This is a genomic window from Microbaculum marinum, assembly GCF_037855135.1.
GTDB lineage: Bacteria > Pseudomonadota > Alphaproteobacteria > Rhizobiales > Tepidamorphaceae > Microbaculum > Microbaculum marinum.
On the sequence record NZ_JAZHOF010000003.1, the window covers coordinates 216,859 to 242,567 of the forward strand.

A 25,709-nucleotide genomic window follows, 5' to 3' on the forward strand; every position below is an offset into this window, starting at 1 on the left:
TTCAGCTGAGTTTGGCGTGGCAGCCGTGCGCTCAGCGGGTCGTCGGATCGATCTTGTGTGCCGATGATATTTAGCCGTACCTCTAATACCACTATGCCTTCACCACTGTGTGGTCTCTTCAGCCCAGCGCCACCTTCATAGCATATGGGAATTCGAACCCCTGATCCGAGGCTATCGTTCAAGGACGCATGGATTGGTGCTCAAGCCCCAGGTAGTCGCGTAGTGCGCAGATCAAACGTATGACCTCGATCATGTCCTCAACGAGTGTCTCCTCTGCGACATACCTCTGTAACCATCCCTTACCTTCCCTAGTGAACTCGCGGTGCACGCGGCCCGCCATTTTTTGCTCGCGGATGAGCGCGCCGGGATTTGCATTGCAGAACCCCCGGATCAGATCCTCGGGCAGGAAATCCTCGATTTCCCAATCCAGCCCTGCGCAACTGCCGTTCTGCGCTTCTGCCCGACGCTGCAGCTCAGGACCCAGGACTCCATTCGAAGCCGGCATGATCGGATGCAGGAGGAACACGTCCCGGTAGTGCTTCACCCGGAAATCCATGTCGCAAAGCATGCGGGCGTGCTTGCGGCCCGCGTGGTCGTTGTCAAACAACCCCACAAACTTTCGTTCCGTCATCAGGCTTGCTCTGTCTTGGAAAGCCATCTGACGCAGCGCCTGCAACTCTCGCACTACACCTTGGACGCCGCCATCATCCTTCAGCCCCGCCTCGAAGACGGCAAATCCGGAGTCGAAGAGATCATGATTGCTTTCGCGTTGCCATAGGTCTCGGGCGAGGCGCAGGTAGCGGACATCACTCGTCCCTTCGACAAGGACGTTGGCCGTGCCGACGTTCCAGCCCTTTCCATTGGCGTATCTTTCGACGAGTCCGATCAACGCTCAACCTGCCGTCAGCGGCCGCAACAGAGGACCGTTGTGGCCGAAAGAAATGAGGCCGCTAATATTCGTGCCAGGCCGTAGTTGGGTGCCATCAAATTCGGCTATACGAAAAGGGACCCTGTCGTTCTGGAGTTCTTGGACTCTGGCATGAAGTCGTGCTCCGTCTCCGCCCGAGGCGATGCGGGCGCGGACCTGTCGTCTCTGCCCCGTGCTCTCGTCGAGTAACCAGCGGAGACGGTCGGGAACTTCTACGTAATGTTCCCCTCGTGCCCAGAGCTGGCGCAGTTTTTGGAACCGCTGCGATGCCTGGTGATGGCGGTTTCTCTGATGCATGAGAATCGTCAATTCCAGATCCAGCTGCGGCGATAGGATCGCCCGGTTGCCATCGAGGGTTTCGAGCAGCTCCAGTTGAAGGGCGAAGTCCTTCGGGTGATCCATACAGGCCAAGATGTAGCGAAGCCGCACCGCCTGTGCGTTGGATCGCAGCAATGGATGCCCCAGCCGGGCGGCCGCGTCGATCCGGTTCGTGCGCGGGAAGTCGTCCAGCGACATGCCCTCACGCTGGGTCATCCCGTCGCCCAAAGCCGACAGTGCCTGCTGGATTGCCTCGCCTTCGGTTGAAGGCTCGGTGTCATCCACCGTCCCGGCTGACCGAAGCAGCAAGTCGAACGCCTTGTCGGCGAGGCGCGACAGCGCGTTTCGCCGCAACTCCGCGGTCTCTCGCTGCATGGCCCCGTAGACGATTCCCAGAACCTCCAGCGCGACGCTCGCCGCGCCGTCGGGATCCTCGCTAGCCCCTATGAGCCGGTCGCGCGCATAGACTTCCAGAACGTAGGAATTGTCGGGGTTCAGCCGGTAGGCGCTATAGGTCGCTTTGTTTGCCTTGGAGCGCAGGGCTGCCACCTGTTCGGCTGGCGTTCCGCGACGCGCCTCCACCTCGGCGAGGTCGTGATAAGCATGAGCGAGGGAATTATAGAGATTCAGGTCGGGCTCGCCCCCGGCGTCGTGTTCGAGTGCCAGCGCAGCTTCGATATCCCCGGTGGAGCGCCGTAGCAAATCGGCGCGCTTGTCATCATTGATTGGGAACATGAGGTCGTCCTTCGCGATGCGCCGTCGCGATATCGAGCTGTGGTGAAGAAACGTCCGGCTGGCCATTCGAAATGTTTTTGGCATCGCGTCCAGAGCCTCCAGCGCTTCGCACCAGTAGAGGGCGAACTCACTGCGGCCTTGTCCGGGGTCGATCTTGAAGATGCTGGTGGCGAAGGTTTCGGCCAGTTCCACCAAGTCCGGGTGCGCAATCATTGGGTTGGAGGCGATCCGCGCGAGAACCATCAGCCGCAGGTGATCGGGATTCTGCGCCGCCGCCAGCCCGGCCGACTCGCGGGCGGGGGCGTCGTGAAACAGCCCGGTCAGAAGGAACCGTCCCAACTGGTCGTGGATCATCGCCCAGTGGCTTACCGTGCCAAAGCGCTGGCGCACGACGCCCAAGGCCCCGACAGTCGATTGCAGATCAGAAAGCTTGTCACGGGTCGGAAAGTCTTCGGACCGTGGCAGCAGTGTTTCGGGCAAAAGCTGGCGCACCGTGCTCATGGCAGCGATGTCGACTATCGCGTGCCGCACCACCGGATCGGTGACCTTCTGCCGGAACTGGTCGTAAAGCCAGCCCTGTACTGTTTCGGTAAGATCGATCTGCCGTTGCAACCAGAATGCCAGCGCGATCCAGAAGACTGAGCGGCCCGCCGCGGGGCCGACGAGTGAGTGGTTAACAAATGCCTGCCATTCGTGGGCTTCGCGCGCCGTGCCTAGTGGTCGAAGAAACCGGTTCAGGTGCTGGCCTAAAGCCATCGCCGCTTCCTGTGAGATCTCGTGGGACAGATCGGACAGGTTTTCCAGACGCTTCTCCGCGTAAATGGCGACCGGAAGCAGCGCATCGGTGACGAACACGATGCAGATTCGGCGCCCAGCCTCTGTTATCTGCCTGGCAAAAGTGGCGATATCCCCTTCGCGTCCCTCCCACTGCGACCGATCGAACGCGATCAGCCAAGGGGCCTCGTACTGGCGCAAACCCTTCCCGATGTCGGCTGCAGTAATACCGTTCAAGCAGGAGTTGATGAAATTCGCTACGCTGCGCCCGCTGGGTGTAAAGGGGGCTTGGTTGGCTATTAGCGTCGGGTACCCGTCCATGGCGGCCCCGAACGCGAGGTCGCGGATGAACGTGGTCGCCCCTGCTCCGGATTCCGCCCGGATGTAGAAAATCCGGCTGGCCTCCGGCCCATTGCGGTCGAGATCCCGCAGCGCCTTTGTCAATGTGTTCCGGGCGCGGTCGTCCCGAGGCCACGGCATTTGCGCGGCATAGGGTCGCCACGAGGCTGACGAATCGCGGAAGAACCCGTTGATTTCCTCTGAACTCAGCCCCTCCGGCGTCACGTATTCCAGATGAGCCTCAGAGAGCAGTTCGTAATTTCCCAGCAGCGGATGCTCGGGATCATCGCGCCCCGACAGATCGACCCGGTGCCGGGTCCCTTGGGCATCCCGGACGCGGATAATGAGCCGGTCGTCGGCGCGCTCCGTATAGCGCCTATGCAGAGCTTCCGACAGCAGCGCCGCAGGGGCCGGCAGCAGTGTTACCCGTCGCGCCCCCGCGCCGGCCTGCCATTCGGTGATTTTCTGCCGAGCCTCGGGATCATCGCTGACGATCGTCAGGCCGCACTGGAATCCGTCCTGCCAGAGTTGTTCCAATTCAGCGGGCAGCATCAGATCGGGTCCGCCGAGCACCACAAGACTCCGGACACCGCGCTGCTGCAACTCCCTGATCATCTCCATCCGGCGCGCCCGAGCGGCGAACCCTGCGTTGTCGGCCTCGGTGCGACCGTTGAGCAGAAAGATCGGAAGGCTACGGGGCGGTAGGACGGTGTTTGAGGGAGGGACATCGATGACATGCACCAGCCCCCTCCGGCGCACGAGCGGAGTCTCGATCGCACTGTCCAAAGCATCAACAGCCTTGAGCAGGTCCTCCGATGCGGTCTCACTCAGGACGAACTCCCAGGGCAGGCTCAACACCCCCGCGGTCGCTTCTGGCCCAGCCGCTTCGGCAAAGGAAGGCATTAGCCAGAGGCTGGCATCACGGGAATCGAGTTCCGAGAGGATCGGAAGGGCGTCAGGAGCCAGAATTTGCAGCCGGTCAACAATCTCGCTCATTTGTCGTTCATCCGTTCAAATCGCCCATTGCACCCCGGATACTTAGGTAGGAAAAGTCGGAAATATCAGCCATATTCGAGTTGGTGCATTATCTCCCGTAAAACGGCTGTGTGTAAATCTAGCCCTCTACATCGCAGTGTCGGCCGTCCGCGCTATCCAAGGCATAGGAACGGCGTTCCTCGGAACTTGAATTGGGTAATGCTATGACGGTGCGCCGTGCTGTCTCAATCCTTAGGCCTTGGCTTAATTGCTTTCAATGATCTCTGCGAGAGTGAAATTTATGCTGCTCAACGCTGAGCTATAGAGATAGCGGGACTCCGGCAAGGTCCGATAGGTACGGCAGGTTTTGGGCGTTCGAAAGCGTAGCCCGGATGACTGGAATGGGCGCGAAGCCGCAGTCGTCTCTCCTGCTAGGGAGCACGCCGCTGTCGGCACGCGGCGTGCTGCGTGGAACCATTCCGGGTGAGGCGGATTTAACTGCCTTCGGTCTGGTGTGTCGATGGCGGTGCGTGAGGCCGTGGGGCCTTGTGGATTGGCGTGACGCTCGCCGCGGATCTACGGGCGGAGGCGAAGACGGCGGCAGGTCGGGTCGGACCGATCGTTGACGCATGGACCGAACCGCGCCCAGTCCGTCTCCGGCCGAGCCATCCGGAACACACCAGCAGAGAGGATCGAACCATGACCGTCGTGCTTGCCACCGTGTGCCAGGACGGGGTCGTGCTCGGCTCGGACTCGCAGATCACCGACAAGGGGCGCGGCATGACCTATCCGGCCGAGAAGCTGCACCCGCTGGGCGAGTTGGCGGCCTGGGGCGGCAGCGGGGCGCGGTCGGTGCTGTTCGACGTCGGGCGCTGCTTCAACGAGAACAGCGCCGCCATCCTGGAGGCGCCCGATATCGGGCGCGCGCTGCAGGAACAGGTCCTGCCGATCCTGCGCCACCACTACGACACGTTCATCCCCGACGTGCCGGAGAACGAAGGCGGCGGGACGCCGTCGGCCTACGTGATGGCCGCGGGATGGCGGGACGGCGAGCCATGGATCGTCGAGATCACGCCGTCCGGCATGATCGGGCACTACGCCGATATCGGCTTCCATGCGATCGGCAGCGGCGCGGCGATGGCGCAGCAGGCCGGCTCGCTGCTGTCGCACTTCCACCTGACCGAGCGGCCGCTGCGCTTCGGCTGCGCGGCGGTGCTGCGCGTCCTGCAGGCGCTCGACCTGACCTCCGCCAGCGTCGGCGAACCGTTCAGCCTGTGCCGCATCGACAAGGACGGCGCCCACCACCTCAGCGACAAGGACATCGCCCAGGTCGGCAAGGACGTGCGCCGCTGGGAGGAGGCCGAACAGGCCGCGATCGCCAAGGTATTCGACTGAGCGGCCTGTCCGGGCCGGGCGCGGCCGGCGCGCCGCCGCTGCCTCCGGCCCCGTCGCTCTTCCCCCTGCCCCGCAGCACCGTCGCGGCGGTCGCACACGCGAACCGACGCCACCGCCCCACCGCCGGGCCGTGGGAACAATTCCCGCTTGACACCGCGCCGCATTCGTAACATATAAAGTTACATGAAACGCGACTCGAGATTGTCCGGCATCCTGCACGTGCTGCTGCACATGGCGGAGCGGGACGGGCCGGTCACCTCGGAGGAGCTGGCGGGCATCATGCGGACCAATCCGGTGGTGATCCGCCGGGTGATGGCGGGGCTGCGGGCGCAGGGCTACGTGCGCTCGGAGAAGGGGCATGGCGGCGGCTGGACGCTGGCGCGCGACCTGTCGACCGTCACGCTGCGCGACGTCTACGAAGGCATCGGGTCGCCATCGCTGTTTGCCATCGGCAACCGCAGCGAGGCGCCGGGCTGCGCGGTCGAGCAGGCGGTCAACGCCGCGCTCGATTCCAGCCTGCGCGAGGCCGAGACGCTGCTGCTGGCCTCGTTCGGCGAGGTGACGCTTCAGCGCCTCAGCGCGGATTTCCATCGCCGCCTGGAAGAGCGACGCGCGGCCAGACCTTGCGGAGAGGTTCATGAACACTGAACACAGGCATACTGACAACCAGCATACCGGGCACCAGCCGGGCGAGCGGACGTTCCTGAGGAGCTTCGAGGATCCGGCGGCGGTGGCGCACTACGCCGAGGGGCCGCGCCGCTTCGTGCCGGGGCTGGAGGCGCTGCACCGGATGACGGGGCTGCTGCTGGCCGAACGAGCGCCGCGGACGGTGCTGGTGCTCGGCGCCGGCGGCGGCGGCGAGATCAAGGCGCTGGCCGAGGCGCAGCCGGACTGGAGCTTCGTCGGCGTCGACCCGGCCGGCGAGATGCTGCGGCTGGCCGAACGGGTGCTCGGGCCGCTGATGGCGCGGACCGAGCTGGTGCAGGGCTACATCGACGATGCGCCCGAGGGCCCGTTCGACGCGGCCACCTGCCTCCTGACGCTGCATTTCCTGGAAGCCGCCGAGCGGCGGCGGACGGCGTCGGAGATCCATCGGCGGCTGCGCCCCGGCGCGCCGTTCGTCGCAGCCCATGCGAGCTTCCCGCAGGGGCCAGGCGAGCGCGACGCCTGGCTCGACCGCTACGCCGCCTATCCGGCCGCGATGGGCGCCGACCCGGCGATGGTAACGAAGGCGCGCGCCGCGGTGGCCGCCAGCCTGAACGCCTTTACCCCGGACGAGGACGAACGGATCCTGCGCGAAGCCGGGTTCTCCGACCCCGCCCTGTTCTACGCCGCCTTCACCTGGCGCGGCTGGGTGGCGCACGCCTGAGGGGGCGGGAGCCCCGCCTTAGGCCGGCAGGATCACCACGTTGGTGTCGACCGGGGCGCGGGCATAGAGGTGCAGCATGTCCTGGGTGAGCAGGCCGACGCAGCCGCTGGAGACGCCCTGGCCGATCGTCTGCGGATAGACGGTGCTGTAGATGGTGCAGAGCGTGTAGCGGCCGTCCTGGTAGAGATAGAGGACGCGGGCGCCGAGCGGGTTCTCCAGGCCCGGCGGCATGCCGCCGGCGTATTTCTTGAGCTCGGGATCGCGCCCGATCTGGTCGCGGGTCGGCGTCCAGATCGGCCATTCGGCCTTGCGCCCGACATAGGCCGTCCCGTCCCACAGGAACTCGGGCTTGGGAACGTTGGCGCCGTAGCGGGTGGCTGTGCCGTCACCCTCGACGAAGTAGACGTAGTAGCTGGACGGATCGATGATGATGGTGCCGGGCGCCTCGCTGGTCTCGTAGGGCACCGTGCGGCGGTAGAACTTAGGATCGACCTTGTCGAGGTCGACCGCGGGGACGGGATAGGGCTCGTCGGGCAGCGCCGCGTAGGCGAGCGCCGCCTGGGCCCGGGTCATGCCGCCCGACGACGCGCAGCCGCCGAGCCCGACCGCGCCGAGACCGAGCACGCCGAGGCCGGCTGCGGATCCGGACAGGAAAGACCGGCGGCTGAGACGGCCGGAGTCCATCCCGCGCCCATGCCCGCGCCCGAACCCGGTCGGGGCGGCTTCATCACTGAATCTTGCTGACATCGGTAAACCCGCCTTCCGCGGCCACGACCGTCGCGGCCGCATGTCCCTCGGCCCGGCGCGCGGACGTTCCGGCGCGCGGAGCCGGCTGAGGATTATTACGTCCCGCGGCGGCGATCAAGCCCCGCCCACGTCGCGCCCTGATTGAAGATCGCCGGACCGCATCCGGCGCACGCCCGCCGACGTCGCGGCCGGCGGACCTATCTCGTCAGCGTCCAGCTCGACACCGTCGCCTTGACGCCGTCGGAATAGCGGATCTTGCCGCTGCCGGAGGCATCGAGCGTGAACGGGGCGAGCGGCGTGCCGTTCTTGCTGTACACCGCGCCGTGGAAGACCTTCTTGCCCTTCTTGCGGTAGTCGAGGGCGAACTCGCTCCGGCGCGGCCCGTCGACGATCGTCCACCCGCTCGGCTGGGAGGGATACACGACGAGGTCGTTTATCTGGCCGGAGAGGTCGTTGGTGCTCCAGGGCTTGGCCTTGCCGGCGACCTTGACCTTGCCCTTCTTCGTCACCTTGACCGACAGCGACCCCGGCGCACCGATCATGGTCTCGCCGGGCTCGGTCTGCAGGAACCCGATCCGGCCGGACTTCTTGCGCTTCAGGATGATCTCGGTGCGCGCCGCCAGCGACTTGCCGATATCGTCGAACCTCTGGGCGGAGACACCGACGCAGTCGAACCGGTTCCTGGCGGCGGTGCCGTCGATCGACACCGGCTGCGCCTTCGGCGCCTCGAGCCCGGCGAAGAACGAGGTGTCGGGCAGCTCGCAGTTCAGGCCGAGATACACGACGGGACCGTTGCCGTGCGCCTTGAACCTGGCGGCGCCGTAGATCACCGAGGTCTTCTTGACGGTGGTCAGCGTATTCTTCTTGAGGGTGTACGTGCCGACCGGATTGCCCGCCCTGGAGTGAACCTCGACATCCGCATCGAAGGTGAACGTCTCGCCGATCGGCGTCGCCTCCAGGTGCTCGTCCAAGTGAAGGGCCGAGCAGGACTTGTCGAAATAGATCTGCACGTGCGAGACGACGGTGCCGTCGACCGCCTCGGCGGAGATCACCTTCATGGAGCCGCGCTCGACGAGCGGGACGCACTCGCCGGCCTGCAGAAACACCGAGCCGATGACGGCGTTGACCTGGCTGGTCAGCGTGAGCAGCCCGAGACCGATCGACAGGCCCTGCATTGCGATGGCGCGCTGCTGGATGAGCGTGGCGGGCACCTTGGCTTCGGCCGACGGGGGGCCGCAGAGCAGGCCCGTCGCGGCGACCGCGCCAAGCAGCGCGACGCGCGCGAACCGGGACATGAAGGGAACGTGCTTCGACTGGTTCATGAAATCCCCTTTCGCGTCCCCGCCGCTTCGCCGCGCGGGGCGCCGCAATCTGCGCCAAGCTGAAAAACGCCAGTATCAGCACATTTCTAGACAGGCGGGCCGATGCCCGTCAAGAAAAGGATTCCGCTGCGGAAGGACCGTCGGACCGGCCGGCCGGCACCCTGCCCCGGCGGCGGGCGCAGCCGTCGCGACAGGGGTGTCGCGACAGGGGTCAGGCCGCCATCTGCGGCACCACGCGGCCCTCCTTCAGCCAGCCCTCCACGAGCGGCCGCACGACGCCGGCGTGGGTGACCGGGCTCATGTGGCCGGCGTCGGCGATCTCGACCGCCTCGGCGCGCGGCAGCAGCCCGGCGACGATCGCGGTGGTCCGCCGGGCCGCCGCCGTCGAGCGGCCGCCCGAGACGAGGAGCGTCGGGATCGCCAGGTCGCGCAGTTCCGCAAGCGGCATCTCGTCGGTGTCGGCGGCGTCGAAGTTTCCCATCACCGAGACGGCCTGTCCGGCGAAGCGGTCCTTCAGGTCGTCGGCAAGGGCGCGCCAGGCGCCGGGGCCGTTCCAGTATTCGACGAAGCGGCACATCGCCGCCGCCGGCTCGCCGAGACGCACGCCCTGGCGGACCGCGTCGGCGACCGCCGCGATCTCGGCGCGCTCGGCACCGGCGCCCTCGCCCAGCACGGGATCGGACAGGACGCGAAAGCAGGTCGGCTCGATCAGCATCAGGCTGCGCACCCGGTCGAAATTCTCCCAGGCAAAGCGCAGCGCGACCAGTCCGCCATAGGAATGGGCGACGATGTCGATCGGCTCGCAGAGGCCCTCCACGCGGCCGGCGAGCCCGGCGACCTCGTCGGCGAGACGGAAGCGCCGGTCGGGCGGCCATGCAGGGTTGCGGCCGTGGCCGACGAGATCGGGGGCCCGTGTCGAAAACTGCGGCTCCACCGCGCCGGCATAGGACTTCCACATGCCGCCGGAGGCGAGCGACCCGTGCACGAAGACGACGGCGCGGCCGCCGGACGCGCCGCTCGCCCGGCGGTCGGGACCGACGTCCGCAACCGCCGGGCGCCGGAACAGGCGGTCAGCGAAATTCATGGCCCACGCCGCCGATCCCGAGGCCGTCGCGGGCCGAGGCGTAGAGGCTCGAGCGGCTGAGGCCGATGTCCTTCAGCATCCGGTCGTCGAGGCGGCCCAGTTCGCCGACGGCGCGGCGCAGCTTGCGCCAGCGCGACAGCCGGCGGCAGACGCCGGCGCCGGCGTCGGCGACCAGAGCGACGATTCCGGCGACCCCGCCGGCCGCGAGCGCGTCGCCGAGCGGCCGGTGCAGCCCCGGCCTGGCAGCTCCGAAATATTCGGCGGACGTCATGATCATCTCCTTTTCAGATCCGGTGCAAGAGGACGCCAGGCGGATATGCCCGAGGGTCCGATCGCACGCCGGGACTTCTAGGAGACGCCGGTTTCGGCACGACGTCCGAAACGGAAGAAAGGGTTTCGGTTGTTCGGGGAGTGTTTCAGCTTTGTGTGCGCAGGAACGTGCGCGCAGGGAGATCGCGAGGGCGGTTCTCAGGCGTCGTCCGGACCGGCACCTTTTACGGAATTCCCCGACAGCGCGGCGACCTCCGCGCGGAGGGCGCGGATCTCGGTGAGGATCTGGGCCTGCTCGTCCTGCAGGGAGGCGCGTTCGGCGGTGGCGGCGGCGTCGTGCTCGGCCTGCATGGCCGAGACGATGATGCCGATGAACAGGTTGAGCACGGTGAAGGTCGTGCAGATGATGAACGGCACGAAGAACAGCCAGGCCATCGGATAGATTTCCATGACCGGGCGGACGATGCCCATCGACCAGCTTTCCAGCGTCATGATCTGGAACAGCGAATAGGCCGACAGCGGGATCGTGCCGAACCAGTCTGGGAACGAGCCGCCGTAGAGCTTGGTGGCGATCACCGAGAAGACGTAGAAGATCAGGGCCAGCAGCACCATGATCGACCCCATGCCGGGCAGCGCGTTGATCAGCCCGCCGACGACGCGGCGCAGCGAGGGCACCACCACGATCAGGCGCAGCACGCGCAGGATCCGGAAGGCACGGAACACCGACAGGTTGCCGGTGGCGGGCACCAGCGACAGTCCGATGATCACCAGGTCGAAGATGCGCCAGGGATCCCGGAAGAATGCCGTCCGGTAGGCTACGAAGCGGGCCAGAAGCTCGACGACGAACACCGCAAGGACGGCACGATCGAGGAAGACGAGGAGATCGCCGGCCCGGGCCATGGCCGCGGGCATCGTCTCGAGCCCGATCGTCACCGCGTTGAGCACGATCAGGACGGTGATGAAGACCTCGAAGCGGCGGGATTCAAGGAAGCTCTGGAGGGCGGGCATTCGGACTGTCCGGCGGCTGTCGTCGGGAGGGAACAGGAACGGGCAACGCGGTCGGGCCGGCTGGCGGCAGGCATGCCACCATTTGGGGATGGACCGTCCGGATTCCAGACGTGCGCTTCACACCTTGCGAAGATTTTCCCGGCATACGCTGATGGTGCCATACCGGGCAACCGGAACCGAAGTCGCGCAGCGGCATTCTTCCTGAAGCAATCATGCATGTGCGACTGGAGACGACAATGGGCATCTTCGACTGGCTGTTCGGCCGCAGACGCGCCGACGACATTCCGGAAGACGACAGGAAGATCAGCGATCCCGAACTCTCGCCCGGCAAACCGATGGCGGGCGTCGGGGCGGAGGTTGCCGCCGACGACCGGGACAGCGAATCGAAAAAGGCGCTGGACGACGCCGTGCTGCGCGACCAGGCGCGCTGGTAGCCGGTCCGCATGGCCTACCGGTTCAAGTTGTCCGACGCGTCTGTCGAAGCGGGCGTGCGCCGGATCGCACTCGACCAGATCGACAAGGCAATCGCCGAGATCGACGATGCGGAGGCGGACCAGCACGAAACGGTTCACCAGTTCCGCAAGCGCTGCAAGAAGCTGCGCGGCCTGATCCGCCTCGTGCGCCCGGCTTTCCCGGCCTATGCGGACGAGAACGCGGCGTTTCGCGATGCCGCCCGCACGCTGTCGCCGGTCCGCGATTCGGAGGCGCTCATCGAAACCTATGATGCGCTGATGGACAGGTTCGACGATCAGGTCGAGCGAAGGGCGTTCGCATCGATCCGCCGCAGGATGACCTGGCGCCAGCGCGACACGGTCCGCAAGCGCGACATCTCCGAGAAGATCGAGGCGGCGCGCGACATGCTGGTCGCGGCGCGCAGCCGCGCGGGCGACTGGCGCATCAAGGACGGCGACTTCGGCGACACGATCGGGGCAGGTCTCGCCAAGACCTACAGGCGGGCCCGCAAGGCGATGCGGTCGGCCGTGAGATCCGGCGATCCGGCCGAGTTCCACGAATGGCGGAAGCGGGTGAAATACCACCGCTACCACACCCGCCTGCTGACGCCGATGTGGGACGGGCCGCTCGAGGCGCACCGCCAGGCGGCGGAGACGCTCAGCGACATTCTAGGCGACCATCACGACCTGGCCGTGCTTCAGGACGTCCTCAGCCACGATCCCGAAGCCTACGGCAATCCGGCCGACGTGGAGGCGATGATCGGCCTGGCGCAGCGCCGGCAAGAGACGCTGGCGGCAGAGGCCGGGCCGCTCGGCGCCAAGCTGCTCGCGGAGCCGCCGGACAAGCTCGCCCGACGGTGGCAGGCGTACTGGACGGCGTGGACGCGCCAACGGCGCGAGCAACGCTCCCTCGCCGCGTAGTCCCTACCAGCGGGACGGAGAAAAGCCGTGCCGCTCGCGGGCCCGTGCATAGAGGGTCGAGCGCGACAGCCCGACGTCGTCGAGCAGGCGGTCGTCGAGTTCGCTCAATTCCGCAATCGCCCGGCGCATCCGCCGCCAGCGGCAAACGACGTCCCAGCCGCGAGCCAGTCGGTCGACAAGCGACATCCGGCGCTGCCGGATGCGCGCCCCAGCGGGAGCGAAATGGGGAACGGTGGTCATGGCAATCTCCTGGTGTCCCGCCGGTGGGCGGCAGCGCATCCGGCGCCGCCGGCGCACCTTAGTCAGGCAGCCTTCTAGACCGACCGCGTTTCCGCACGGCGTCCGGAGAGGGCGAATTTGTTTCCGTCGTGTTGCGGGACGCAGGCCGCAGCGGGGATCCTAGAGCGGCTCGGCCTCGACGGATTCGTCGGGCAAACGGAGCGTGACGGTGCAGCGGAAACCCTCCTGGGCGTAGTCGGGATTCCAGTCGCCGGAAAACTGCATCCGGACGAGGCCGGAGATCAGTTGCGAGCCGAGCCCCTTGCGCTGCGGCGGCACCACCGGCGGGCCGTCGAACTCGCGCCAGTCAAGAGCGATCACTCCTGCCACGCGCCGCTGCAAGCGCACCTCGATCCGGCCCCTTTCCGTCGACAGGCTGCCGTACTTGGCGGCGTTGTTGGCCAGTTCGTGGATGATCATCGCGAAGGGCAGCGAGTTGCCGGGCGCCATCAGGACGTCGTCGCCGGAGATGCGCAGTCGCCCGGACCGCGATTCCAGGTAAGGGGACAGCTCGCCGACGATGATGTCGTGCGAGGAGGTCGCTCCGTCCGGGGCGTGCTGCAGCCGGTCGGTGGACCGTACGAGGCTGGCGATCCTCAGCTCCATGCACTTCACCAGGTCGGCGGGAGTCGCCGACGTGCGCTCGCACAGCGTCAGCAGGGCCCGCATGTTGGCGAAGACGTTGCGGATGCGGTGGCCGGATTCGCGCAGGCGGATTTCCATCTCGCCCTCGCGCCTGCGGCGCTCGCTGATCTCGCGAAACACCACGACACAGCCTCGCGAGCCGCCCAGGTCGTCCAGGATCGGCGAGGCGCTTTCGTCGATCGGCCATAGCTCGCCCGTTCGCGACTGCAGAAGCTTCGCCCCGGCAGGTCCCGCAGCGGGCGCCTCCTCGAGCGCGCGCGTGGCGGGATTCGGCAGGGGCTCCCCCGTCTGTTCGCTCCTGATGTCGAAGACGGCATCGAGAGGTTGGCCGACGGCCTCCCCGGCGGTCCAGCCGGTGAGCGTCTCGGCAACCGGATTCATGAACCTGACGCTGCCCGAGCGGTTCACCGCGATGACGCCGTCGCCGATGCTGGCGAGCGTCCGGGCGAGCCAGGTCGCGTCGGCCAGGGCCCGCTCCTCGACCTCGGCCACCCGCACGGTGGTCCGGAGATGGGCCAGCAGCAGGCCGGCCGACGCCCAGATCGCGGCAAGGGTAATGGCGCCATTCACGGCGTCGGCCCAGGCCGCCGCCGCGGCGACCGCGGTCCAGGTCGCGGCGATCACCGTCTGGAGGCTGGTCAGACACGCCACGCCCAGCGTCATGTTGCGCGACGGGTGCCCGGCCGTGGCGAGAACGCACAGCACGTAGATCGCGCCGGTGGCGATCGACCGCGGCAGCGACAGGTCGGCGACGAACACCGCCACCGACAGACCCGCGCCGAGCCAGGGCAACGCCTTCCTCAGCGCCGCCAGGCGTTGGCGCACGTCCAGACGGTCCCATCCGACCCAGGTCGTCTGACTCATTCCGCCGATCTCCGGATGCCACCCCCAAGCCCAGGATTGTTAAGCGATCAGCATCACCCGGTCTGTCGGGTATGCAACATAGGAATGGGGAACTTCCAAGGCGGCCGGCCGTTGGCCAGTTCATGGCATCATCATCCAGCAACCAGTACGCCAACCGCCTGCTGCGCAACATGTCGGCCAACGCCCTGGCCCTGATCGGGCCCGGGCTCGAAGCGACCCGCCTCAACCTGCACCAGAGCCTGCGCGAGCCGGGGGAGAAGATCGACTACGTGTACTTCCCGGAAAGCGGCGTCATTTCGCTCGTTTCGCCGATGCTCAACGGCCATGCCCCGGAACTGGCAAGCGTGGGACGCGAGGGTCTCGTCGGCTGCGTCGCCGCCGTCGGCAGCCACGAGGCATACAGCCGCTGGCTGGTGCAGGTTCCCGGCACCGCCCTGCGCTGCCCCGCCAAGCGGCTCGAGCGGGCGTTCGACGAGAACGCCGGCCTGCGGCAATACGTCGTCTGCTACCTGGAAGCCTTCCTGACCCAGACGATGCAGTCGGTGGCCTGCAACGCCATACATCCGGTGGAGGCGCGATGCGCGCGCTGGATCCTGATGATGCGGGACCGCAGCGACCAGGACGAACTGCCGCTCACCCAGGAATTCCTCGCCGAAATGCTCTCGGTGCACCGATCGAGCGTCGTGCTCGCCAACCGCTCGCTTCAGAACGCGGGGTTCATACGACAGCGCCGCGGGACGATCGCCGTAATCGACCGGGAGGGGCTCGAGGAAGCCTCCTGCGAGTGCTACCGGATGGTGCGCAACCGGTTCGAGGCGCTGCTGCCGGGGACCTTCCGGTAGGCCGGCCCAGTAGCCGAGGCCACGGGCGCGGGCCTACAAGCCAGTCGCGGAACGTTCCCCGCGCTTCGGCGTTGTCGCTGCACCTGACATGTCGTCGAGAGGATCTCCAGATGGGCGTACTGACCTGGATATTCGGCCTCAAGCTGCCCGAGCGCGAGCCGGTGGCGCCGAAGCCCGAGCTTCAACCCCTTCGCCTCGTCGTGCGCAATGACGATCCCCGCACGCAGTCCTCCGCACGGCCGGGCACGCGCCGCTTCGACGACTGAGGCCGGCCGGCGCGCAGCTCACGTGCAGCCGGTGCCGGAAACGTGGCGCAAGAGACCGATCGCAGCCGCGGCCGGTCGCGGTCCGACTGTTCGCCGTGTCTTCCTCCTGACATCTCTATGGCGCGCCGCCTGGTCCAGCCAGTTGGCGTAGAGGCGCCTTGCCGAGGTGCGCCACGCGCAGGTCCCGCCGGGGTCCGGCTCGAGGCTGCAGTTCTCCGGCGGCGCCTGCGATCTGCCGGCGGCGAGGTCGCGGACATATTCGGCGGCAAGCGTGATCGGGTCGTATTCGGGATGATTGAACAGGTAGGCGGCATGCCGGCCGGAGTCCTCGACCAGCCCGATCCCCGCCTCTGCTGACGCAGCCGACACACGCAGGCCGGCGTCGGACGGCAGATCCGCGCACCGCGTCTCGGTGTGCCGCGACACCGGCATCAGCATCTCATAACCGAGGCCCGCCGTCAGGCCGGTGCCGCCATACAGGGCATGCCGGTAGACTCCGAACCGCTTGCACGGCAGGTCACGCTTCGGCACGCCGTAGCGGTGGTAGAGGGCTGCCTGGGCCGCCCAGCAGACGAACATCGACGGCAGGACGGAGCGGTCCGCCCAGTCCAGGATGTCGCGGATGTCGGGCCAGTAGTCGACCGCCTCGAAGGCGAGCGTCTCGACGGGGGCTCCGGTGACGACCAGCGCGTCGGGGCCGCCGTCGAGCGCGTCCCGCAACGGCACGTAGAAGCGCCCGATGTGACCCGCGTCGGTGTGGCGCCATTCATGCCGGTCCGGCACCGAAAGCGTCAGCTCGACCGGATGCCGCGAGCCGCCGAGCAGACGGGCGAACTGCGTTTCGGTGACCGGCTTGTCCGGCATCAGGTTGATCAGCAGCACCCGAAGCGGTTCGGCGCCGAGGGGTGCCGACTGGGAGTGCCGAACGGCAACGCCCTCCGCACGCAGCTTGCGGGCGGCCGGCAGACCCGGGGGCAGGATGATGGTCATCGCAAGGCTTCCGATCGGTGCGCCGGGGAACGGCGGCCGGACTGACCGGCCGCCGGCTCTTGTCAGGCGGCCCGCGTCGTCACGGACGCGGCGGCGCCGAGGGCCTGCTCGAGATCGGCCAGGATGTCGTCGATGTGCTCGATGCCGACCGACAGGCGCACGTATCCGGGCGTCACCCCCGCCGCCATCTGCTCCTCGGGCGACAGTTGCTGGTGGGTGGACGTGGCCGGATGGATGGCCAGCGTCCGCGTGTCGCCGATATTGGCGACGTGGTAGACGAGCTTCAGCGCGTCGATGAAGCGGAGCCCGGCCTCGCGGCCGCCGGCGAGTTCGAAGCCGACCAGCCCGCCGTAGCTGCCGTCGAACACGGCATCGGCGCGCCGGCGCGCCTCGCCCGACATGCGGCCGGGGAAGATCACCCTGGTGACGGCGGGATGGTTGGCCAGGAAGTCGGCGACCTCGACGGCGTTGCGGCCGTGCTCGCGCATCCTCAGCGGCAGCGTCTCCAGGCCCTGGATGAACTGGAAGGCGTTCATCGGGCTCATCGCAGCGCCGAGATCGCGCAGCAGCGTGACGCGGGCCTTGAGGATGTAGGCGATCGGGCCGAGCGGCTTGACGGCCTCGGTCCAGACGGCGCCGTGGTAGCTCGGGTCGGGCTGGTTCAGCATCGGGAAGCGCTCGGCGTGCCATTCCCAGTCGAACCGGCCGGAATCGATGATCATGCCGCCGATCGAGGTGCCGTGGCCGCCGATGTACTTGGTGGTCGAGTAGACGACGATGTGGGCGCCGTGGTCGAACGGCCGGCAGAATACCGGCGCCGCCGTGTTGTCCATGATCAGCGGCACGCCGAGCTCGTTGCCGATCGCGGCGACTTCCCTGATCGGGAAGGCGATCAGCTTCGGGTTCGGCAGGGTCTCGGCATAGTAGGCGCGGGTCCTGTCGTCGGTCGCCCGCCGGAACGCCTCCGGGTCGGCCGGATCGACGAAGCGCACCTCGATCCCCATCGTCTTCAGCGTGTTGGCGAACAGGTTCCAGGTGCCGCCGTAGAGGTCGGTGGAGGAGACCACGTTGTCGCCGGCCTGGGCGATGTTCTGAATCGCCATTGCCGAGGCCGACTGGCCGGAGGCGGTGGCGAGAGCGGCGACGCCGCCCTCGAGCGCGGCCATGCGCTGTTCGAACACGTCGGTCGTCGGATTCATGACGCGCGTGTAGATGTTGCCGAGTTCCTCCAGCGCGAACAGCTTGCAGGCGTGCTCGGTGGAATTGAACTGGTAGGAGGTGGTCTGGTAGATCGGCACGGCCACCGCATTGGTGGCGGGGTCGGACCGGTACCCGGCGTGAATCGCCAAGGTTTCGGGCTTCATGTCGGTCATCGCTTTTCCCTTCGGTGGTGCCGGGATCTCTCAGGGTCCCGGCCCGGTCTCGTTGCGGGCGAAGGGGCGACCTGTCGAAGGGCGCCCCGGCATCAGCCGCGGCGGTTTTCGACGGTCGAGGTTTCGGGGGAATGTCCGGAAAGAAGCGTTTTGTTTCCGGACGGTAACATCAACTTCGGCAACGACGCCCGACAGGGGCGTTGGACGAGGCTGATGCTTGTTTCCCGGGGAAAAGCTCCTGAAGGTGCACAATAAATCCGCTTGACACGAAAACAGAGCGGGAAGACATTCTGCGAATTCTTCTCTCTTCGGCATCAGCAGAACGTTGCACCGCGGGCCAGAGGCACGACCATGCGCGTCATCCGGGCGATTGCTGCAGTTCTCGTCGCGCTTGCAACGCCGGTTGCGGCCTCGCTCGCAGCCGCTCCCGTGCCCCCAAACGTCCTGATCTCCGGCACGACCATGGCCTCCGACGCGACGGCGTCGGCCCTCTGGTGCTCCATCGACCGCGGCGCGACGACGTTTCAGCGTGACGGGGCCGCAAAGGGTCTCATGTCCTTCCAGGACATCACCCTGTTCGATGCCGGCTACTACCGGCTGGCAGGCCTTGCGCAGCTGAAGTTCGATTCCCCGACTAGCGGCGTCGCGATTTTCGACATGGTCGACGGGTATCCGGCGTCGATCCGCAGGCCCGTTTTCACCGGCTATACCCAGACCTACAGGAAGGCCCGCGGAGAACTCAAGGTCTCGTTCGACCTGCATCTCGGCGGCTGCACCCTCCCCGTCACCGCAATCTATCGGCACTGAGGCGATGTCCATGGCAGATCGAGCGCGCAGGGACGAAGACGTGGCAGGCCGCAGGGTCGGCGGTACGGCAGGTATCGAAACGGGCAGCGCCGCGAGGACGACATGAAAGCCCGCTCGTACGCCGTCGCGGCGATGGCGCTCGCGATGAGTTGCGCGCCCGCCCGTTCGGAGCCGTATCTCGGCGAAATACAGACCTTCGCCTCCAATTTCTGCCCGAGGGGGTATCTGGCCGCGAACGGGCAGATCCTCCCGATCGCCCAGAACACGGCGCTGTTCTCGCTGCTGGGAAACGCCTACGGAGGCAACGGCGTGTCCACCTTCGCCCTGCCGACCCTCAAGCCGATATTCACAACGACCGGCGCTCCGCTCCAGCAATGCATCGCGATCACGGGGCTCTATCCACCGAGGGACTGAGGACGCAGTCGGGGCCGGGCTTGGGCGGAGACCGCGGTTGTCGAAGGAACGTTCCCGCGACAGTATCGTCAGGTCCGAAACACCTGCGCGGCCGCTGCCTCACTCGTTCGGCTGCTTGAACCTGCCTGGAACACGATGATGTTCGACTATTCCACCATGCACTGGGCGGCGTTCTTCGGCGCCGCGGTCCTGCTCAACCTTTCGCCCGGACCGGACATCGCATTCATCCTCGGACAGACCGTACGCGGCGGCCGGGCCGCCGGGTTCTCGGCCATGCTCGGGATCTGGACGGGCGCGTTCATCCACGTGGCATTTGCCGCGATCGGCCTGACCGCCATCCTGGCTGCCTCCGCAACGGCGTTCTCGGTGGTCAAGTGGGTCGGGGCCGCCTATCTGGTCTGGCTCGGCATCGAGGCGTTGCGGTCGAAGGGGGGACGGCTCGTCGGCGGCGGCGGGCCGGCCCTGCCGACAGGGTGGCGCATCTGGCGGCAGGGCGTGCTGGTGGCGGTGCTCAATCCGAAGGTCGCGGTCTTCTTCCTGGCGTTCCTGCCGCAGTTCGTCGTGCCCGGCGCCGGCCCGGTGGCGGCGCAACTGGTGCTCCACGGCACGCTGATCATCGTCGTGGCGGCCTTCGTGGAGCCGCCGCTGGTGGTGACGGGCGACTGGCTCGCGCGCCGGATCAGGGACAACCCCCGCATCGCCGTCTGGCTCGACAGGACACTCGGGGCGATCCTTGTGGGACTCGGAGTCCGCCTGGCGCTGAGCGAGCGGTGACCCGCGCGCCGGAATTCGGTTGCGGACGGCGACTCGACTTCCGCGCCCGGATCGCCGATGACGCCTCCCCGCGGCACCTTCCAGACCAGGAGACAAGAGCCATGAAGTTCATAAATTCGCCCGCAGCAAAGGCGCTCGGACGGCCGTTCAGCCAGGCGGTCAGGGTCGGCGACGTGCTCTACCTGTCGGGCGTGCTCGGCACGAAGCCCGGGACACTGGAACTGGTGAGCGGCGGCATCGAGGCGGAGACGCGCCAGACCATGGAGAACATCGGAACGGTCCTGGAGGAAAACGGGCTCGGCTACGAGCACGTCTTCAAGTGCCTGGTCATGCTGTCCGACATGGCGCTGTGGCCGGCCTTCAACGAGGTCTACCTTACCTATTTCGACGCCGACCGTCTCCCGGCCCGCTCGGCATTCGGCACCAACGGGCTGGCGCGCGGCGCGCTGGTGGAGGTCGAATGCATGGCGTTTGCCGGCACCTCGTAGGTGCGGCATCCGCAACCGGTTCCGCTATTCGTCGATGTCAATGTCGACCTTTACCTCATCGACGGTCGCCAGGCAGGCTTCGGTGCCTTCATCGGTCTGCTGCTGCAGCGCGGTGTTGAGCGTATCGACGAACGCGGTCTTCTCGCTGTCGCTGAGCTTGGCGGACGCGCGCACGTGCTCCAGGAGCGCATTGACCTGAGTCTCACAGCTGTCCTCAGCAAGGGCCGGCAGCGATAGCCCGGCGACGAGACCCGCGGCGAGACCCGTAACGATCAGGAGTCTTTGCATGATATTCCCTTTCTGTTTCGTACGGACGCTTCAGCCGCGCCGGCGCACCGCACATTCCATACCGAATGGCCCGAACTGACGCCACATGGGATACTTGCGGGCCGACCGTGGGATTGGGCCGCCTCCCCACATCGGGCAGCAATTCGAAGAAACGACATCGCCACTGGTTCGTTGACTGCCTACAGACATACGAACGAGTGGAGACGTCATGAACAGGGACCTTCTAGCGGAACTGTCACAGTCGCACGGCTTTCCGAGGCTCAGCATCTACATACCCACGCACCGGACGTTTCCGGATGCCGAGCAGGATCCGATTCGTCTGGCCAACGCGCTGCGGCACGCCGAGCGGCAACTCGACGAGGCCGGCGTCCGCCACCGCGAAGACCTGCTGTCCAAGGCGCAGGCCCGTACCGAAGATCACGAATACTGGCGCTACCAGGATCATGGCCTGGCCGTGTTCATCGAAGAGGACGCAACGCGCTTCGTGAAGCTTCCCGCCGAGGTGCCGGAACTCACTCTCGTAGCGGAGCGCTATCACCTCCTTCCCCTGATCGACATCTTCGCGGACCGCGGCCGGTTCCACCTTCTCGCAGCGACACGGGACAACATTCGCTTCTTCGATGGCACCGAACGGGACCTGGACGAAGTGAAGCTCGAAGACCTGCCAAAGGACCTGGAGCAGGTGATGCGCAAGACCGACTTCGAGGACAATGTCGGATATCACTCCCGCGGCGGCGGCAGCGGGGGATCCGGCGCGGCGGTGCCGAAATACCACGCGCTCGGGGAAAGTCCCGATGACTACGAGGAGGTGGAACTGGAGCACTTCGCACACGCCATCGCCACTGCGGTGGACCGGCGTCTGGCCGACAGTGTGGCGCCACTGGTGCTGGCTGCCGGACCGCGCCTGCTCGGACGGCTGCGGCACGAGTTGCACTACCGCGGGGTCGTGGAAGAGCACGTCCAGCAGGACCCCGCCTCGCTGAGCGAGACGCAACTCCACGACAAGGCATGGGCAATCGCCGGTCCGCTGCTGCGCCGCAACCGGGACGAAACCCGCGAGCGCCTCAACGCCCGCCTCGGAGGCGCCGACGTGCCGGGTTCGGAGGACCTGCAGACATTGCTGCGCGCGTCCGAGGAAGGACGGATCGAGGCGGTACTGCTGAGCCGCGGCGACACGGTCTGGGGCCGGTATGACGAGAGCAACCGCACGATGGACGTCGAGGACGACCAGGCTCCAGACAACGAGGACCTGCTCAACCTGCTCGCCATGAAGACGCTGGCGCAAGGCGGCGAGGTGCTCGCCCTGCCGGAACCGCTGGTCGAGCGGGTTGGTCCGGCAGCGGGCCTGTTCAGGTTCTGACAGCTCGCGGGCGCTAGTCCCAGCACGGGCCGGAATGCCTTATCCCGGCCCTGTGCGTCTGCAGCGCCCGATCGGACGGAACGTCAGCCGGCTCGCCCCATGGCGAACATGTAGCCGGCGCCGCGGACGGTGCGGATCACCTGCGGCTTGGCCGGATCGGGCTCGACCTTGCGGCGGAGCCGGGCGATGCGGATATCGATCGACCGGTCGAACGGTTCCCAGCCGCGATTGTGCGCGAGATCCAGCAACTGGTCGCGACTGAGGACGCGGTTGGGATGCTCGGCGAAGGCCTTGAGCAGGTCGAATTCCATCGACGTGATCGGAATGTCCATGCCCTCCGCGTCCTGCAGCCGGTGCGCCTCGATGTCGAGCCGGCAATCGCCGAACCGCACCATGCGCGGGCCGTTGTCGTTGGCCGGCCCGGTGTTGGAGCGCGTGCCGCGGCGCAGGACGGCCTTGATGCGGGCCAGAAGCTCGCGCAGATCGACCGGCTTGGGCAGGTAGTCGTCGGCGCCCATCTCCAGTCCGATGATGCGGTCGACGACGTCGCCCGCCGCGGTCAGCATGACGATGGCGGAATCGTGGTTGGCATTCAGGTACCGGGCGATCGACAGCCCGTCCTCCTCCGGCATCGCGATATCGAGCAGGACGAGGTCGGCGGGATCCTCGGCGATCAGCCTGCGAAGAGCGGCGCCGCCCTCGACGCAGTCGACACGGAAACCCTTGAGGGACAGGTATTCGCGAAGCATTTCCCGGATTTCCGACTCGTCGTCGACGACGACGACATGCGGAGTGCGTTCGGCCGCCCCGGCCGGCCTCACTCCCGGCTCAGCGGCCAGTTCCGTTCCAGCAATCATTGCTCCAGTTCCTCGCTTGCAATCTTCGTCTCGCGCAGCATCTGGTTGACCAGGTCCCGCACGTCCTGCGGCGTGATGGGCTTCTCGATGTAGGGCCGCTCGGAATTCTGCAGGAACGTCCGGATGCGGGCACTCATCGTGTCGCCGGTTATGAAGGCGATCCGCGAGACGAGGTCGGGACGGGATTCGCGGATCGCGTCGAACATCGCCGGGCCATCCAGGTCGGGCATGCGCAGGTCCGACAGCACCAGGTCGAACGGCCGCAGCGCGATGACGTCGAGCGCCTGGCTGCCCGAATGGGCGATCTCGACGCGGTGGCCCTCGTCCTCCAGAATGTCGGCCATCATCTCGGCGACCGCCACCTCGTCGTCGACCACCAGGATCCGCGCTTCCGAGGCTGCCTCGGTGCCCTGGGGAAGGGTCTCGGCCGCAGCGGAACTCATCCGGGTGACGGGCAGCCTGATGATGAAGTTGGCACCGCCGTCGATACCCGAGTCCACCTCGATCGTGCCGCCGTGGGTGGTGATGATGCGATGGCAGAAGGCCAGCCCGATGCCTGTCCCCGAGCCGACCTGCCGGGTGGTAAAGAACGGCTCGAAGATGCGCGAGCGGATCTCGTCGGGAATGCCGGGACCGTTGTCCTTGATCTTGATGACGATCTCGCGGTTGCGATCGCGATAGCTGGTGATGATCTTGACGCGGCGCGGCGACTTGCTCTCCTCGAGCGCCTTCTGGGCGTTGAGGATGAGATTGGTCAGGACCTGGTTGAGCTGGTCGGCGTCGCCCCAGACCGGGGGCATGTCGGAATCCAGCGACAGGCGGATGTCGATGTCGGCGGCGCGCAAGGAATAGGCGGTGACCTCCATCGCCAGCTCGACGACGCGGTTGAGATCGACCGGCCGGCGCTCCATCGGCTGCTGCCGGGCCATCGCCAGGAAGGTACGCACGATCCGCGAGCAGCGGTCGGCGGCGCTGCCGATCTTCTCGGCGCGCAGGGCGATCGACTTGTCGGTCGCCGTCTCCTTGAGCAGCAGCGCCTGGCCGACGACGACGGACAGCGGGTTGTTCAGCTCATGGGCGACGGAGGCCAGCAGTTCGCCGAGGGCTGCGAGCTTCTCGCTCTGGTGAAGGGCCTCGCGCTGGCGAGTCATCTCGGCTTCGACGGCGCGGCGCTCGGTGAGGTCGTAGACCGATGTCACGATCGACTTGCGGCCGAGGAAGTCGACCAGCCGCGCCGAAATCGAGGCCCAGAACTCCTCGCCGTCGGCCCGCTGCATCAGCACTTCCATGCCGTCGACGCCGTCTTCGATCAGCGTCTTCAGGAAACGCTGCCGGTCGGTCTCGTGGACGAAATAGCCGGTCGTGTAGGCCGGGCCGTCGTCGGGCAGGCGGCCGAACAGCTGCTGCGCGGCGGGGCTTTCGTAGATGATCAGGCCGTCGCGCGCGCGAACCAGGCCGAGCGGCACCGGGCAGGCCTCGACCGCCATCCGTATCGTCATCTCCGAATCGCGCAGCGCCCTCTCGGCGAGCTTCAGCCGGGTGATGTCGGTGCGGATGGAGACGGTGCCGCCATCGGAGGTCGGAAAGGCCGACACAAGCCGCCACTCGCCGTCGTCGAGCTCGACTTCGGACGGGCCCGCGGAGGGGTGGCCGAGGCGGGTGGCGACCGCCGCCATGTAGGCGGCCTTGTCGCCGACGTCGATGCCGTTGAAGCTGCGGATGCGGGGGTGCAGCCGCTCGACGAGTTCGTCGCGCGACTTGCCGATCAGTTCGTCCGGCGTCGCCCCATAGGGTTCGGCGAAGGCGCGATTGCACAGCACGACCTTCTCGTCGGAATCGGAGATCGAGAACCCGACCGGAAGGCTTTCCACGGCATCGTGCAGAAGCCGCATGACGCGGCGATGCGCCGCCTCGGCTTCGGCGCGTTCGGACAGGTCGCGGATCTCGGTGACGATGAAGCTCTCGCCGCCGGCCTCGACGCGCCGCATCCGGACTTCGGAGGGAAACCGCGAGCCGTCGCGCCGGCACATCACCGTCTCGAAGCGGTCGTTGATGGTCCGGTCGGCCACGCCGTTGCGGTACTTCTCGAAACTCCTCTTGCTCTCCTCGCGGACGTCCTCCGGCATGGTCAGGTCGCACAGGAGGACCCCCTCGGCCTCCTGTGCGGAATAGCCCAGCATGGACTCGGCGGCGGCGTTGAAATCGATGACGAGGCCGTCGCGGTCGGTGACGATGACGGCGTCCATCGCCGCGTCGACGATGGCCCGGTTGATCGCATTGGCGCGGTTCAGTTCCAGCTCGGACCGCTTCTCGGCGGTCACGTCGACGATGCAGCCGACATACTCGCCGCGCGGATCGCCCGGCGTCGTCAGCCGCTGCTGATCGCGCATCCAGCGATAGGACCCGTCGGGGGTCTCGAGCCGGTATTCCTGCGTGTTCGAGCCGCTCCGCCGAACCCGCTCGACGGCCTCGTCATAACTCCGCAGATCGTCGGGATGGACGCGGTCGCGCCAGATCGTTGCGGGCCCCACCATGTCGGCGGGCCGCCAGCCGATCACCGCCTCGGCATTGGAGCTGACGAAGCGGACGGTGTCGGAACCGGTGAACGCGCCGATGTACAAGACGGCCGGGGACTGCGAAACGGCGAAATCCAGCAACATGCGATTCTCGTCCGCGCCCACGGCCGACTGCAGATCGCCGCCGGGTTCCGAATCGGTTCGGAACCCGGCGGCGAAGCCAGGTGCATTCGGTGATATGAGCCGTTCCCCCAATGGTGGAACTCCTTGCTTTCGGACCAATCGTGTCCGGCATACGTCGCTGGCTCC

The 25,709-nt window shown here is 66.9% G+C and carries 26 protein-coding genes; 12 read left to right on the forward strand and 14 right to left on the reverse strand.

Going from position 1 to position 25,709, the window contains the following annotated elements; translation table 11 throughout:
• Positions 1-178: 178 nt before the first annotated feature.
• Entirely contained in the window at positions 179-889 is a 711-nt protein-coding gene (locus V3328_RS08115) for a hypothetical protein (protein ID WP_340329135.1), read from the reverse strand.
• Between the two features lie 3 nt (positions 890-892).
• Complete coding sequence (locus V3328_RS08120; protein ID WP_340329136.1) at positions 893-4,090, reverse strand: hypothetical protein; 3,198 nt, start codon at positions 4,088-4,090, stop codon at positions 893-895.
• A 678-nt stretch (positions 4,091-4,768) separates the two neighbouring features.
• On the opposite strand from V3328_RS08120, the gene V3328_RS08125 reads away from it, so the two are divergent.
• The 3 genes from V3328_RS08125 (at position 4,769) to V3328_RS08135 (ending at position 6,833) form a co-directional block, all read left to right on the forward strand.
• Positions 4,769-5,464, forward strand: coding sequence for a proteasome protein (locus tag V3328_RS08125; RefSeq protein WP_340329137.1), 696 nt, complete (start codon positions 4,769-4,771; stop codon positions 5,462-5,464).
• A gap of 183 nt (positions 5,465-5,647) precedes the next feature.
• Positions 5,648-6,112 (forward strand): Rrf2 family transcriptional regulator, encoded by a 465-nt coding sequence (locus V3328_RS08130; protein WP_340329138.1) that lies wholly within the window; start codon positions 5,648-5,650, stop codon positions 6,110-6,112.
• The gene (locus V3328_RS08135; RefSeq protein ID WP_340329139.1) at positions 6,102-6,833 is read left to right on the forward strand and encodes a methyltransferase domain-containing protein; all 732 of its coding nucleotides are present in this window, start codon (positions 6,102-6,104) and stop codon (positions 6,831-6,833) included. The genes V3328_RS08130 and V3328_RS08135 overlap by 11 nt, the downstream gene beginning before the upstream one ends.
• 18 nt (positions 6,834-6,851) lie before the next feature.
• Here V3328_RS08135 and V3328_RS08140 read toward each other — a convergent pair whose 3' ends face one another.
• The 5 genes from V3328_RS08140 to V3328_RS08160 form a co-directional block, all read right to left on the reverse strand.
• Positions 6,852-7,517 (reverse strand): L,D-transpeptidase, encoded by a 666-nt coding sequence (locus tag V3328_RS08140; RefSeq protein WP_340329140.1) that lies wholly within the window; start codon positions 7,515-7,517, stop codon positions 6,852-6,854.
• Positions 7,518-7,777: 260 nt separating this feature from the next.
• Positions 7,778-8,902: a hypothetical protein gene (locus V3328_RS08145; RefSeq protein ID WP_340329141.1), complete on the reverse strand. Its 1,125-nt coding sequence runs from the start codon at positions 8,900-8,902 to the stop codon at positions 7,778-7,780.
• Between the two features lie 211 nt (positions 8,903-9,113).
• Positions 9,114-9,986 carry an alpha/beta fold hydrolase gene (locus tag V3328_RS08150; RefSeq protein ID WP_340329142.1) on the reverse strand — a complete coding sequence of 291 codons (873 nt, stop codon included), beginning with the start codon at positions 9,984-9,986 and terminating at the stop codon, positions 9,114-9,116.
• Positions 9,973-10,257, reverse strand: coding sequence for a DUF1127 domain-containing protein (locus tag V3328_RS08155; protein ID WP_340329143.1), 285 nt, complete (start codon positions 10,255-10,257; stop codon positions 9,973-9,975). The genes V3328_RS08150 and V3328_RS08155 overlap by 14 nt, the downstream gene beginning before the upstream one ends.
• A gap of 197 nt (positions 10,258-10,454) precedes the next feature.
• Positions 10,455-11,264, reverse strand: a complete 810-nt coding sequence (locus tag V3328_RS08160) for an ion transporter (RefSeq protein ID WP_340329144.1) — start codon at positions 11,262-11,264, stop codon at positions 10,455-10,457.
• 212 nt (positions 11,265-11,476) lie between these two features.
• Here V3328_RS08160 and V3328_RS08165 point away from each other — a divergent pair, with 212 nt between their 5' ends.
• Positions 11,477-11,698, forward strand: a complete 222-nt coding sequence (locus tag V3328_RS08165; RefSeq protein WP_340329145.1) for a hypothetical protein — start codon at positions 11,477-11,479, stop codon at positions 11,696-11,698.
• A 9-nt stretch (positions 11,699-11,707) separates the two neighbouring features.
• Positions 11,708-12,637 (forward strand): CHAD domain-containing protein, encoded by a 930-nt coding sequence (locus V3328_RS08170; RefSeq protein WP_340329146.1) that lies wholly within the window; start codon positions 11,708-11,710, stop codon positions 12,635-12,637.
• 3 nt (positions 12,638-12,640) lie between these two features.
• Here the strand turns inward: V3328_RS08170 and V3328_RS08175 are convergent, their stop codons facing one another.
• Positions 12,641-12,877 (reverse strand): DUF1127 domain-containing protein, encoded by a 237-nt coding sequence (locus tag V3328_RS08175; RefSeq protein ID WP_340329147.1) that lies wholly within the window; start codon positions 12,875-12,877, stop codon positions 12,641-12,643.
• A gap of 159 nt (positions 12,878-13,036) precedes the next feature.
• Positions 13,037-14,425: a sensor histidine kinase gene (locus V3328_RS08180; RefSeq protein ID WP_340329148.1), complete on the reverse strand. Its 1,389-nt coding sequence runs from the start codon at positions 14,423-14,425 to the stop codon at positions 13,037-13,039.
• Between the two features lie 122 nt (positions 14,426-14,547).
• Here V3328_RS08180 and V3328_RS08185 point away from each other — a divergent pair, with 122 nt between their 5' ends.
• Together V3328_RS08185 and V3328_RS08190 are read left to right on the forward strand one after the other, a co-directional pair.
• Positions 14,548-15,267: a Crp/Fnr family transcriptional regulator gene (locus V3328_RS08185; RefSeq protein WP_340329149.1), complete on the forward strand. Its 720-nt coding sequence runs from the start codon at positions 14,548-14,550 to the stop codon at positions 15,265-15,267.
• 110 nt (positions 15,268-15,377) lie between these two features.
• The gene (locus V3328_RS08190) at positions 15,378-15,533 is read left to right on the forward strand and encodes a hypothetical protein (protein ID WP_340329150.1); all 156 of its coding nucleotides are present in this window, start codon (positions 15,378-15,380) and stop codon (positions 15,531-15,533) included.
• Between the two features lie 18 nt (positions 15,534-15,551).
• Here the strand turns inward: V3328_RS08190 and V3328_RS08195 are convergent, their stop codons facing one another.
• Both V3328_RS08195 and V3328_RS08200 read right to left on the reverse strand, forming a co-directional pair.
• Positions 15,552-16,523, reverse strand: coding sequence for a homoserine O-acetyltransferase/O-succinyltransferase family protein (locus tag V3328_RS08195; protein WP_340329151.1), 972 nt, complete (start codon positions 16,521-16,523; stop codon positions 15,552-15,554).
• 62 nt (positions 16,524-16,585) lie between these two features.
• Complete coding sequence (locus V3328_RS08200; RefSeq protein WP_340329152.1) at positions 16,586-17,896, reverse strand: O-acetylhomoserine aminocarboxypropyltransferase/cysteine synthase family protein; 1,311 nt, start codon at positions 17,894-17,896, stop codon at positions 16,586-16,588.
• A gap of 351 nt (positions 17,897-18,247) precedes the next feature.
• Between V3328_RS08200 and V3328_RS08205 the strand changes: the two genes are divergently transcribed.
• From V3328_RS08205 to V3328_RS08220, 4 genes are all read left to right on the forward strand, one after another.
• Positions 18,248-18,703, forward strand: a complete 456-nt coding sequence (locus tag V3328_RS08205; protein ID WP_340329153.1) for a hypothetical protein — start codon at positions 18,248-18,250, stop codon at positions 18,701-18,703.
• A 102-nt stretch (positions 18,704-18,805) separates the two neighbouring features.
• Positions 18,806-19,117, forward strand: a complete 312-nt coding sequence (locus tag V3328_RS08210) for a phage tail protein (protein WP_340329154.1) — start codon at positions 18,806-18,808, stop codon at positions 19,115-19,117.
• Positions 19,118-19,255: 138 nt separating this feature from the next.
• Positions 19,256-19,891 (forward strand): LysE family translocator, encoded by a 636-nt coding sequence (locus tag V3328_RS08215; RefSeq protein WP_340329155.1) that lies wholly within the window; start codon positions 19,256-19,258, stop codon positions 19,889-19,891.
• A 101-nt stretch (positions 19,892-19,992) separates the two neighbouring features.
• Positions 19,993-20,379, forward strand: a complete 387-nt coding sequence (locus V3328_RS08220; protein WP_340329156.1) for a RidA family protein — start codon at positions 19,993-19,995, stop codon at positions 20,377-20,379.
• A gap of 24 nt (positions 20,380-20,403) precedes the next feature.
• On the opposite strand, the gene V3328_RS08225 is transcribed toward V3328_RS08220, so the two are convergent.
• Entirely contained in the window at positions 20,404-20,667 is a 264-nt protein-coding gene (locus tag V3328_RS08225; RefSeq protein ID WP_340329157.1) for a hypothetical protein, read from the reverse strand.
• Positions 20,668-20,875: 208 nt separating this feature from the next.
• Here V3328_RS08225 and V3328_RS08230 point away from each other — a divergent pair, with 208 nt between their 5' ends.
• Positions 20,876-22,027, forward strand: coding sequence for a baeRF3 domain-containing protein (locus V3328_RS08230; RefSeq protein WP_340329158.1), 1,152 nt, complete (start codon positions 20,876-20,878; stop codon positions 22,025-22,027).
• 83 nt (positions 22,028-22,110) lie between these two features.
• Here the strand turns inward: V3328_RS08230 and V3328_RS08235 are convergent, their stop codons facing one another.
• A complete protein-coding gene (locus V3328_RS08235) occupies positions 22,111-22,884 on the reverse strand; it encodes a response regulator (RefSeq protein WP_340329159.1) in 774 nt (257 codons plus the stop codon).
• Positions 22,881-25,544, reverse strand: coding sequence for a PAS domain S-box protein (locus tag V3328_RS08240; RefSeq protein WP_340329160.1), 2,664 nt, complete (start codon positions 25,542-25,544; stop codon positions 22,881-22,883). Before V3328_RS08240 ends, V3328_RS08235 begins: the two co-directional genes overlap by 4 nt.
• Between the last annotated feature and the right edge of the window lie 165 nt (positions 25,545-25,709).

Coding starts and splice junctions, on each gene's coding strand:
- V3328_RS08235 (WP_340329159.1), bottom strand. CDS start 22,884: ATGATTGCTGGAACGGAACTGGCCGCTGAGCCGGGAGTGAGGCCGGCC.
- V3328_RS08210 (WP_340329154.1), top strand. CDS start 18,806: ATGAAAGCCCGCTCGTACGCCGTCGCGGCGATGGCGCTCGCGATGAGT.
- V3328_RS08140 (WP_340329140.1), bottom strand. CDS start 7,517: ATGGACTCCGGCCGTCTCAGCCGCCGGTCTTTCCTGTCCGGATCCGCA.
- V3328_RS08200 (WP_340329152.1), bottom strand. CDS start 17,896: ATGACCGACATGAAGCCCGAAACCTTGGCGATTCACGCCGGGTACCGG.
- V3328_RS08145 (WP_340329141.1), bottom strand. CDS start 8,902: ATGAACCAGTCGAAGCACGTTCCCTTCATGTCCCGGTTCGCGCGCGTC.
- V3328_RS08125 (WP_340329137.1), top strand. CDS start 4,769: ATGACCGTCGTGCTTGCCACCGTGTGCCAGGACGGGGTCGTGCTCGGC.
- V3328_RS08170 (WP_340329146.1), top strand. CDS start 11,708: ATGGCCTACCGGTTCAAGTTGTCCGACGCGTCTGTCGAAGCGGGCGTG.
- V3328_RS08230 (WP_340329158.1), top strand. CDS start 20,876: ATGAACAGGGACCTTCTAGCGGAACTGTCACAGTCGCACGGCTTTCCG.
- V3328_RS08120 (WP_340329136.1), bottom strand. CDS start 4,090: ATGAGCGAGATTGTTGACCGGCTGCAAATTCTGGCTCCTGACGCCCTT.
- V3328_RS08240 (WP_340329160.1), bottom strand. CDS start 25,544: ATGTTGCTGGATTTCGCCGTTTCGCAGTCCCCGGCCGTCTTGTACATC.
- V3328_RS08220 (WP_340329156.1), top strand. CDS start 19,993: ATGAAGTTCATAAATTCGCCCGCAGCAAAGGCGCTCGGACGGCCGTTC.
- V3328_RS08175 (WP_340329147.1), bottom strand. CDS start 12,877: ATGACCACCGTTCCCCATTTCGCTCCCGCTGGGGCGCGCATCCGGCAG.
- V3328_RS08225 (WP_340329157.1), bottom strand. CDS start 20,667: ATGCAAAGACTCCTGATCGTTACGGGTCTCGCCGCGGGTCTCGTCGCC.
- V3328_RS08180 (WP_340329148.1), bottom strand. CDS start 14,425: ATGAGTCAGACGACCTGGGTCGGATGGGACCGTCTGGACGTGCGCCAA.
- V3328_RS08205 (WP_340329153.1), top strand. CDS start 18,248: ATGCGCGTCATCCGGGCGATTGCTGCAGTTCTCGTCGCGCTTGCAACG.
- V3328_RS08215 (WP_340329155.1), top strand. CDS start 19,256: ATGTTCGACTATTCCACCATGCACTGGGCGGCGTTCTTCGGCGCCGCG.
- V3328_RS08135 (WP_340329139.1), top strand. CDS start 6,102: ATGAACACTGAACACAGGCATACTGACAACCAGCATACCGGGCACCAG.
- V3328_RS08195 (WP_340329151.1), bottom strand. CDS start 16,523: ATGACCATCATCCTGCCCCCGGGTCTGCCGGCCGCCCGCAAGCTGCGT.
- V3328_RS08185 (WP_340329149.1), top strand. CDS start 14,548: ATGGCATCATCATCCAGCAACCAGTACGCCAACCGCCTGCTGCGCAAC.
- V3328_RS08190 (WP_340329150.1), top strand. CDS start 15,378: ATGGGCGTACTGACCTGGATATTCGGCCTCAAGCTGCCCGAGCGCGAG.
- V3328_RS08150 (WP_340329142.1), bottom strand. CDS start 9,986: ATGAATTTCGCTGACCGCCTGTTCCGGCGCCCGGCGGTTGCGGACGTC.
- V3328_RS08130 (WP_340329138.1), top strand. CDS start 5,648: ATGAAACGCGACTCGAGATTGTCCGGCATCCTGCACGTGCTGCTGCAC.
- V3328_RS08155 (WP_340329143.1), bottom strand. CDS start 10,257: ATGACGTCCGCCGAATATTTCGGAGCTGCCAGGCCGGGGCTGCACCGG.
- V3328_RS08160 (WP_340329144.1), bottom strand. CDS start 11,264: ATGCCCGCCCTCCAGAGCTTCCTTGAATCCCGCCGCTTCGAGGTCTTC.
- V3328_RS08165 (WP_340329145.1), top strand. CDS start 11,477: ATGCATGTGCGACTGGAGACGACAATGGGCATCTTCGACTGGCTGTTC.